At 61.0% G+C, this 7366-nt stretch carries 5 protein-coding genes; 1 reads left to right on the top strand and 4 read right to left on the bottom strand.

The window, feature by feature from the left end; genetic code table 11:
- From VMR03_RS16050 to bcp, 4 genes are all read right to left on the bottom strand, one after another.
- Positions 1-368 (bottom strand): polymer-forming cytoskeletal protein (locus VMR03_RS16050; RefSeq protein ID WP_325406986.1); only part of this gene is annotated, 368 nt, incomplete at its 3' end.
- Positions 346-1731, bottom strand: coding sequence for a peptidoglycan DD-metalloendopeptidase family protein (locus VMR03_RS16045; RefSeq protein ID WP_325406984.1), 1386 nt, complete (start codon positions 1729-1731; stop codon positions 346-348). The genes VMR03_RS16045 and VMR03_RS16050, both read right to left, overlap by 23 nt.
- Positions 1732-1902: 171 nt before the next feature.
- The gene (locus VMR03_RS16040) at positions 1903-2751 is read right to left on the bottom strand and encodes a ferritin-like domain-containing protein (RefSeq protein WP_325406982.1); all 849 of its coding nucleotides are present in this window, start codon (positions 2749-2751) and stop codon (positions 1903-1905) included.
- Positions 2752-2769: 18 nt separating this feature from the next.
- Positions 2770-3789 carry a thioredoxin-dependent thiol peroxidase gene (gene bcp / locus VMR03_RS16035; protein ID WP_325406980.1) on the bottom strand — a complete coding sequence of 340 codons (1020 nt, stop codon included), beginning with the start codon at positions 3787-3789 and terminating at the stop codon, positions 2770-2772.
- 299 nt (positions 3790-4088) lie between these two features.
- Here bcp and VMR03_RS16030 point away from each other — a divergent pair.
- The coding region (locus VMR03_RS16030) for an AsmA-like C-terminal region-containing protein (protein WP_325406978.1) at positions 4089-7366 on the top strand (3278 nt) is incomplete at its 3' end.

Genomic DNA, 7366 nt, shown 5'->3' with positions numbered 1-7366 from the left:
GTCTCAACGGCGAGCGCCTCGTGAAGGATGTCGCCTTCGACATGGCAGGTCGAGGCGAGCTGGACGCGGCGGCCGCGGATCGTACCGATGACGCGACCACGGATGACGATGTCCTCGGCGACGATTTCACCGTTGATGGAGGCCTTTTCGCCAATGGTCAGCGACTGGCTGCGGATGTCGCCTTCGACCGTGCCATCGACCTGGATGTCGCCGGTCGCGGTCAGATTTCCATGCACCACGAGATCGGTGGAGATAATGGAGGGAGCCGTCCGTACACCATTGCGCTTGACCGCCGGTGTATTCGGAGCCGGTGCCACGACGGGCGCGGTCGGCTTTTCGGTCTCTTTATCCTTGCTTCGAGAAAACATAATGTCCTGCCTCGATGAACTTGGAGGGGTCACGGACAATCCCGCCGAACCAAACCTCATAGTGAAGATGCGGCCCGCTGCTGCGACCAGAGGACCCGACTCTGCCGATAGTGTCCCTAAATGCAATTTTCTGGCCAACCTTGACGTCGATCCGGCTCAGATGGCCATAACGTGTTCGGAAGCCGTTGCCGAGATCGACCTCGATCATCCGTCCATAGGCGCCTTTCCAGTCGGCATAGACGACCGTTCCGGCGGCCGTCGCATAGACAGGCGCCCCGTAGTCCGTCGCCAGATCTTCTCCGGCATGGAAGGCCATTCTGCCGTTGAACGGATCGACGCGCGGGCCGAAGCCGCTGGTCTCGTGATAACTCGTAAGTGGTTCCGCCAATGGCATTTTTGCAATGAAGTTTTCGAGATCGGCCATGGTGTTCAGGTTCTGGCTGACTCGATAAAGCTGCTTTGAGAAGGCGCTGTCATCGCCGCCGCCGGCCAAGGCCTGGCCCTCGGCGAGGCCGAAGAACGGGCCGCCTTCAGCCACAGGAATCTTCGGTGTGGCGGCTTTGGAAAGGGTCTTCACTTCGGCGACGTTTGTCATGCCGATGATCGACTTCAGTTCCTTGATCTTGCGATCGGTCGTCTCCTCGACAGAGTTGATCAGGCCCTGTTGCGCACGATCGAGTTTGGTCAATCTTGCGTCAATTTGAGACGCTGTGCCGCTATGATCGGCTTGGCCACCGGCCAGCCCGGCAATATCGAGCCTGCCATTTTCGGCGCCATCAACGACATAACTTTCCGCATCGGCGGCACGCTGCGGCCGGGTGGTGGTGTGGCCAAGGTCCGCGCCTTCGGCCTCCTGATCGACCGACATAAGAATGGTGTTGCCGCGTGCCGCCGAATTGACCCCACGCATGGTCGCCGCGTAACGGCGGCGCATCCCTTCCAGTTCGGAACTCGCCGACTTGCTCTGGCTCATGAGCTGCGTCAACTGGCGATGCTTGTCCTCCAACTGCCGTGTTGTCGCGAGGAAGCGCTCCTGCGAGATGACGAGCTGGCCATTCAATTGATCGTAGGCCGATTGAAGTTGCGCGATCCTTTCCTCGTAGGCGCCTTGCATCTTCACATAACGCTGCTCTTTCGAGGCGATGATCTGCTGCTTGAAGACGACGTTGACCGAGGAGAACGCGATCCAACTAAAAAACAGGAAGCCGACAGCAAGGAACATGGCCTGCGTGAACGGCGACAACGATATGAACTGAACCTGGCCGTGACTGCGCAGGTAAATCTGGCGTTCGACATAGTGGTGGCGCAGAAATCTACGCACACTTTCGCCAAACTCCGAGTTCTTATGGTGCACGCCCCTCATGCGCCATACCCCCTCAATTTTGCCCCGCAGCTATTTCAATGGATTTAGATGAAGCTTTCAACACAGAGCCTTAGTCTTGGCCCTTGTCATTAAAATTCCATTGATACGGGTCTCCGCCGCCCCCGGCGAACGAAATACTGTCGCTTAATGGGACAGGAAAGAAAAGCTTTTTCAACGCGATGCGAGGGGTTCGTAGAATGATCGCTCAAGCCCGGCGGCGTCGCGGGCCGCGACATTGAATGGCGGTTTCAGAATTCCGCGGAAGTGCTTGCGAACCAGCGTTTGAAACGTCACGCCCGGGTCAAGCTTGTCGGCCTTGCACACATAGCTGAACCAGCGTGCGCCGGCCCCAACATGTTGTTGCTCGTCGCGATAGATCATGCGGAGCACGTCGGCGCTCTCATGATCCCCGGCGGCCGTTAACCTTTCGATCATGGGTGGCGTGACGTCGAGCCCGCGCGCCTCGAGAACCAGCGGCACAACGGCGAGACGGGCGAGTAGATCGTCCTTTGTTTCTTCGGCCGCCTGCCAGAGCCCGTCATGCGCCGGAAGATCGCCATAACAACCGCCCATTGCGACGAGCCTAGCCTGGAGCGCTGCGAAGTGGCGGGCTTCCTCGTCGCCGACCTTGATCCAGTCGTCGAAAAAAGCACGTGGCAACGACGTACCGCCGCAGACATTCCGCCCGATGAAGCGGCCGGCGATGTCGAAGGCCAAATCGATCGCGTTCAATTCGATATGCGCCAGCGAGTGGAGAAGCGCAAAACGCCCGCGTGGGCCCTTGAAGGTCCGCCGTGGCATGCGGTTTGGCGCCAGCAATTGCGGCCGCTCGGGGCGTTGCGGCCGGGGTGGCATTTCGCCAGGCTGGAGATCGAGCCGGCCGGTGCGCCAGAGGTCCGCGACCTCATGGGCGCGCCGGGCCTTTTCGTCGGCGTCCCGGCAGTCGAGAACGCTGCGGGCCGCCTCGGCGAGCGAAGCCCCTTCGATGGCAAGAGGTGCGGAAAGGGCTTCGCTGCTCAAGCTCGGTTCGTCCGTCGTTCAGAGGCTCTTGGCGGCGGCGAGGACTTCGTCGGCATGACCTTCGACTCTCACTTTCGGCCAGACCTTGCGGAGCACGCCTTCGCCATCGATCAGGAAGGTGGTGCGTTCGATGCCCATGTAAGTCCTGCCATAGAGGTTCTTCTCACCCCATACGCCATAATCTTCCAGCATCTTGCCGCTTTCGTCCGACAGGAGCCTGACGGTTAAGTTGTGCTTGTCGCGGAACTTGCAGTGGTCGTCCACCGAGTCCTTCGAGACGCCGAGAACGACGGTGCCGGCCTCTTCGAACGCGGCTTTCTGTGCCGAGAAGGCGATCGCCTCGATCGTGCAGCCAGGCGTGTCATCCTTCGGATAGAAATAAAGCACGACCTTCTTGCCGGCGAGGCCGGAGAGCGAGACCGTGCTTCCGTCATCGGCAGGCAGCGAGAAGTCTGGCGCCTTTTCGCCGACAGGCGGGAGGTCGCGCGCGGGCGGCGCGACGGTAGCAGGGGCGGCGGGAGCCGATGCGGAGGATTGCTGGTCGACCGCCCCTGTAGGGGCCACCGGTGCGATTTTGGCTTTCGGCGTTGCCGTTCTGGCTTTAGGGATCGATTTGCCTTTCGTTGCCGGCTTGGCTGCCGGTTTGGCTTTCGGAGCTGCTTTAGCAGGGGTCGCCCTGGGTTTCGGCTTTGCCTTCGCGGCCGGCTTAGCGACTTTTTTGGCGGCAGGCTTTTTCGCCGCTGGCTTCTTCACAGCAGATTTCTTCTTCACAGGGGATTTCTTCGGCGCGGCCTTTGACTGCTTGGCCTTTGAAGGTTTGGCTTTGGATTTGGCCGGAGCCTTCTTCGCCTTGGCGGCGGGCTTCGCCTTCCTGGCGGGAGCCTTTTTCTTTACCGGAGCTTTTCCGGCAGTAGCCTTTTTGGCTTTTACCGCCTTCTTTGCCTTTGCCGTCGGTTTCTTCGTCTTGGCAGCCTTCGCCTTGGGTGCCGCCTTTTTCGCCTTTACGCCAGACTTCTTGGATCGAACCGCTTTCGCCATGACCTCGTCTCCAGTCGAATGTCTTTCCAATCGGACGGCGCCGCCGCCCCCTTGGTCACATTTGGCGCTAAAAATGCACCATCGTAAATACCGCCGTCACTTCGTGTCGGGTTAGTGACGCCAATTTGAGAGACTTCGCGGGTGGCTGCGAGTAAAAGAACGGGTGCGATCTCGTCGCGGCATTCAGTCGTCCCCCGGATTGCAACGAGCGAAACCAGACGGAAAGTGAACGGCGCGCCGTACGAACGGCTGGTTTGGGCGACACGGGGCAAGACGAGCGAAGGGAGACCAGTCGTTTCTTGATACGCCGGACGAGTAAGATTGCGCTGGAGGTTCTGGGCGTTGCCGTTGCGGCGACGGCGGTTCTGCTTGCAGTACTCGCTTGGCGGCTTTCGTCCGGGCCCGTCTCTCTTCCCATCCTGAATCAGTTCATCGAAGATTCGGCTCGCAGTGACCTCGAGGGCGGGCGCCTCTCCATCGGCAAGACAATCCTGCTGTGGTCGCCGGAGCGCCGCCAGCTCGGCCTGCGGCTGGTGGACGTTCACCTGACCGGAGCGGACAAGAATGAGGTCGCCGTCGTTCCGGAGCTTTCCTTCCGCGTGAGCGTACCGGCGCTCCTGATCGGGCGCCTCTCGCCGACCTATATCGACGTTTACAATGTGAGCGTCACCATCGTCCGGCGGCCAAGCGGCATTTCGCTGGGTCTCGCCTCGGCCGATGCCGGGCCCCCGGAAAAGAAGGAAGCCAGCGCCTTTCTCGGGCCGCTGCTGGAGGCGCTGGCGAATGGCGGCAAGGGTAATGGAGCGCTGGCGCATCTTCGTCATGTCGGCGTCCAGAACGCGACGCTGCGTTTCGTCGACGAGGTGAATGGCGTCACCTTCGAAGCGCCGAATGCCAATCTCATCATGTACAGGGGCGATGGCGGGCTCGCTGGAAGCCTCGCGGCCGATCTGAAGATCGGCGATACCACAGGGCGCCTCGAACTCAACGGTGCCCTGCCGACGAATGGCAAGATGGTCGAGGTCACCATGAGGGCGACCAACATCGTTCCTTCGGCACTTGCCCGCATGTCGCCGGGCTTTGCCAATTATGCCGTCTTCGATGCGCCACTGAATGCCGGCGGCGAACTCGACATGCGGCCAGATGGCAGTCTCGTCGGCGCGCGCCTTCTGGTCGAAGCCGGCAAGGGCAGTTTTGTTTTGCCCGGTTTGCAACAGACCCCGGTCGAGATAGAAAAGGCCCGCGCCGAGCTTACCCTCGACGCCGCCGCCCATCGCCTCGACCTCAAGCAACTCGTCCTCCAGGCCGGGCCGCACAGCGCCTCTCTGACGGGCCATGTCGATTACGTGCCGGGTTCCGGCCTCAATGTCTCGACGGCTCGTGTCGATCTGCGGGCAGGTAAGACGACGACGGAGATTCCCGGATTTTTCGAAGGTCCTTTCGAGCTCGACGATGCCCGTGTCGTCGCCCTGCTCGATTTCGACAAGCGCGCGCTGTCGGTCGAAGACATCACGCTCGACGTGGCCGGTGGACGTCTCACAGCGGCTGGCACGATCGAAAGCGGGCCGCGCTCGCCCGCCGTCCACATGACAGGAACGATGGCGGCCCTTCCGGTCGACACCGTGCGTGCGCTATGGCCCTTGCCCATGTCATCCCATGCGCGGGAATGGGTCGCAAAAAACCTGCGCGGCGGCATGCTCGAAAAAGGCGATTTCAAGGTCGACGTGCCGGCCGACATGTTGGCGGACGCGGATGAGGGAAAGAAAATTCCCAATGAGCGTATCAGCTTCAATTTCAACGTGACCGGGGCCGAGGTCAGTTATTTGAACGGCATGCCGCCCATGACGAATGTGGCGGCGCGCGGCGCCTTGCAGGGAAATCGTTTCGACGCATGGGTTTCTTCGGCGGCTGTCGCGGTGGCGCCGGGAAGAACCATCGCCGTTTCGAATGGTCACTTTGCCGACGGCGAGCTCAGCAACAAACACAGCATCGGGGATATTGAATTCACGGCGGCCGCGATGACGGCGGACATTCTGTCGTTGCTCGACCATGAGCCTTTAAAGCTCATCCGCGGCTTCGGTCTCGACCCGTCGACGATCGGCGGCTCGGGAACGCTCAGCGCCGGGCTCCGGCTACCTCTGGTCAAGGACGTCAAGATCGAGGACGTCGAGTTCTCGGGCAAGGCTCATACCGAGAAAGTGGCCATCCCGAACATTCAGAAGGACCTCTCCATCACCGACGGTACGCTCGACATCGAAGTCGTCCGGACGGGACTCAAGGCGACGGGACAGGTGAGTCTCAACGCGACGTCGCCGCTTCAGGTCGTCTGGACCGAGAGCTTCGTCCCGACCAAGGGGCCGGGATCGGTCTTCGATTTTTCGGGCAAGCTCAATGATGCCGAACGCACTGCCATCGGTATCGGTCTCACCGACTGGATATCGGGCTCGCCCGAAATTCACGCCCGGCTGACGGGCAAAGGGGCGAATATCGCCGACGGCGTCGTCCACGCAGAGCTGACGCATGCGCTTGCCAAGGTCGATGAGCTTGGCTGGACCAAGCCGGTCGGTACGCCTGCAACCGTCGACCTCAAGATCGGTTTTCTTCCGGACGCCTTCAGCTTCACCGACTTCGTGCTGGCCGGCCAAGGCATGGACGTCAAGGGTGCCTTTTCGATCGACAAGGAAAGCCGTGTTCTTTCGGTTGACGTTCCGACCGTCAAACTCGGGCCAACCAACGATCTTTCGGTCAAGGCGCGGCGGGATGAAAAAGGCCAGCTCGTTGTCGATATCGAAGGACCGAAGGGGGATGCGCGTGGGTTGCTGCATGCCTTTATCTCCGGGACCGGCGACAAGGCTGAAGCCGAAAAGGCAGCGACGCGGCTCATCACGCCGGAGATGGAGCAAGACCCGGCGCTGCGCACCGCTATTCGCGCGCGTATAGGCGAGGTCGCGGCGCAGAATGGAACGAAGTTCACAGACCTCGATGCGCGTGTCGCTCTCATCGAGGGCGATGTCTATCTGATGGATCTCATCGCTCTCGACCAGATGCGCAACAAGCTGTCGACCTCGATCCAGCAGGCCCCCGACCGCAGGCGCAGCTTTAAGCTCCGGTCCAAAGATGCGGGTGCGGTGTTCAAGGCTCTTGATCTCTATACGAGCGTTCAGGGCGGCGATCTTACCGCCGACGCCATGTTCGACGACATATTGCCGGGCTCGCCGCTTACGGGCGAGATCGCCGCGTCAAAATTCAGGATCGTCAACGCGCCGGTGCTGGCGAAAATTCTGACACTCGGCTCCCTGACGGGCATCGGCGATACCATGAGCGGCGAGGGCATCTTCTTCGATACGCTGAAGTTGCCTTTCCGGGTGACAGGGCATCGCATTCACGTCGAGGAGGCGCGAATGTCCGGGCCGGCCATCGGCCTCACCATGAACGGGCAGATCGATCGCTCGGCGGACGTGGCGCAGATGGAGGGAACGCTGGTTCCCGCCTATACCGTGAATTCCGTTCTGGGCAAGGTGCCGCTGCTCGGGCCGTTGATCGTCGGGCGCGAGGGCGAGGGAATTTTCGGCTTCAC

Source organism: Parvibaculum sp. (genome assembly GCF_035511255.1).
Lineage (GTDB): Bacteria > Pseudomonadota > Alphaproteobacteria > Parvibaculales > Parvibaculaceae > Parvibaculum.
The sequence above is the reverse complement of the archived record's forward strand: the minus strand, read 5'-3'. Positions and strand labels throughout refer to the sequence as shown.

Bases quoted from the DNA above. Each gene is read 5' to 3' on its own strand.
- VMR03_RS16045 (WP_325406984.1), bottom strand. From the start codon at position 1,731: ATGAGGGGCGTGCACCATAAGAACTCGGAGTTTGGCGAAAGTGTGCGT.
- bcp (WP_325406980.1), bottom strand. From the start codon at position 3,789: ATGGCGAAAGCGGTTCGATCCAAGAAGTCTGGCGTAAAGGCGAAAAAG.